We start from the raw sequence: 2,357 nt of genomic DNA on the forward strand, positions 1-2,357 counted from the left end.
GCAGGGTAGCCGGACGCGGTTGCCCGCGCCCAGCCCCCTAAGAACCGTGCGTGCTTCTTTCGACGCACACGGCTCAAGCCTCTGCAAAGGCACTTTTCAGCACCCGGTTGCACCACTGTATATTCCAGCAAGTTATTTCTTTCTACGGCAATCGAGATGGTGTAGCTGGAGGTTGCTTGCGGCATCTGTCCCACCATCAACTCGCTTCACGGTATGACGAGCATCCCAAGGGCTGCCCAGCAAGATCGGCTCCTCGCAGGAGCAACAGATACCATCTTGGCGTAACCATACTCGGTATAGTTTCGCACGGCCTCTGACGGAGGACAGCATCTTCTTGGCCCAGCGGGCTTCGAAATACGGTTCCCACTTCGGGTCGTGCGGGTTGGCGTCGGCCTTGATCTTGATATGCCGCTGTATTGGCGTATCAGCCTCCCTTAGCAGGGTGAAATCACGCCGAGTCCCATCTTCTTTTTCTTCGGTTGAAGCAAATACCCAGTTCCGGCATCCTTGGGCTTGGAAATATTTCTCCTTTACCCATCGGACGCCTTTATTTGGGTGCCTTCTTCTCGCCCATCGCCATAGCATTGACCAGACTTGATGATCAACCCGAGCAAAGGTTTTCTTGGCGACGACATGCCGGTGGTAGTTTGCCCATCCGCGGAGAACCGGATTGAGCATCCTGATCAACTCGACCTGTTTAACCGCCTTGTGCCCCTTGATGATGTCCCGGACCTTGTCAAGATGACCTTTGACGTTCGCTTTCGACGGTTTCATTAACAGCTTGCCGTTGTACTTACGAATGTTCCATCCTAGGAAATCAAATCCATCCTCGATGTGCGTTACTTTCGTTTTCTCTGGTGACAGGACTAAGCCGCGTTCCGCCAGAAATTCAACGACGACAGGTTTAACTTCATTTTCTAACCATTCTTTGGTTCGGCCAGTAATAATGAAGTCGTCTGCGTAACGCACCATGTTCATTTTCAGGCCTGTCGTCTTGGCGCGCGGGAATTTCTCCGCGAGTCTCGCTTCGAGACCGTCGAGTGTCATGTTTGCCAGAACCGGACTGATGATGCCTCCTTGTGGGGTGCCGGCTTCTGTGGGGAAGAGTTCGTCTTGATATACGTATCCCGCCTTGAGCCATTTCTTTAGAATCACCTTGTCCGTGGGGACATTGGCGATCATCCAGTCATGACTGATTTTGTCGAAACAGCTCTGGATGTCGGCCTCCAGCACCCACGCTGCATTTGCCCTTTTCGATAGAGAGACGAAGCACTGTCCCCCCGCATCTGCAGTTGAACGCCCCGGCCTGAACCCATACGAGTTCAGGTCGGCCGTGGTTTCCGCAATGGGCTCCAACGCCAGCAGGTACAAAGCCTGCATGGCGCGGCACCTCATCACGGGTATGCCGAGCGGTCTAGTCTTGCCGTTTTTCTTCGGAATCAATACTCTCCGAAGTGGAAGGGACGAGTAACCTCGCCTCGTCAACGACGCGATCGCGTTAGTCTTTGCCCTCGTTGATTTCCAAGTTACCTTGTCCACACCGGGGGTGTTCTTGCCTTTGTTTTCAGTCACCCGTTTGACAGCTAATGCCTTGCCGCTGAACGAGTGGGTCAGCAGCCATTGCAGGGCTCTCGCCTTGTTGTGTCTGCCGGCCTGTGTTGCCTTCACGATACGCGTCTGCAGCCTTCGTACCTGACGCTGAACCTCGGCCCAATTGATGCCGTCCCACGCCACGCTGAAAGGTGCACGCGCCAGTGATGCAGCACTCATTTGCTCTCCTTCCATAATGATGGTTCTACGAACTCTCCCGTGAAGAGAAACCATAAGGAAGTCTGCCCGCTTTCGCGTGAAGTGATGTCGCAACCTCTATCCGACCCATTACAGGGCGGCATTCGCTTTTTCCTCGTTCCTATGCCAGCATCGCCATGGGCGGTCCTTGCAGACCGCTGTCCCCGAAGGGAGCAATACAGGGTTTCCACGTTCCACATGTAAAAGCGCGTCGGGTTAGGTGCCTGCTGTCGACCGGGAGGTGTGTGGGTCACGAGGACGCAATTTGAAGACGCCGCTCCCACCTCCAGTACCATTTTGGTTCAAGCGCAATAGCCATTTCCGCTTGTTTCTCGTCACGGCCTTTAGCGCAGATTCACATATGTTCACCATGCCGACTACCTAGCACTTCTCCAGCGTATGGCTGCCAGACGGATGCCTCACTCACGATTTGCATCCGGCATCTTTCGATGCTACGTTACGTTGTCAGAACCGCTCTTTATTCAGGCTCCTAGGTTCACCGGGTGACACCGGTGGTCTCCTCCGGTCAACGGGGAAACAGCTCCTACACGCGACTTCGTGTCGCAACC

General features: G+C 54.5%; 1 protein-coding gene. It reads right to left on the bottom strand.

Going from position 1 to position 2,357, the window contains the following annotated elements; genetic code table 11:
* Positions 1–132 precede the first annotated feature (132 nt).
* Positions 133–1,770 (bottom strand): group II intron reverse transcriptase/maturase, encoded by a 1,638-nt coding sequence (gene ltrA / locus ACQ4W6_RS25660; RefSeq protein ID WP_436569982.1) that lies wholly within the window; start codon positions 1,768–1,770, stop codon positions 133–135.
* Between the last annotated feature and the right edge of the window lie 587 nt (positions 1,771–2,357).

Origin of the sequence: Janthinobacterium woesei (assembly GCF_051380875.1) — a bacterium.
In the GTDB taxonomy this organism is placed as follows: domain Bacteria; phylum Pseudomonadota; class Gammaproteobacteria; order Burkholderiales; family Burkholderiaceae_D; genus Janthinobacterium.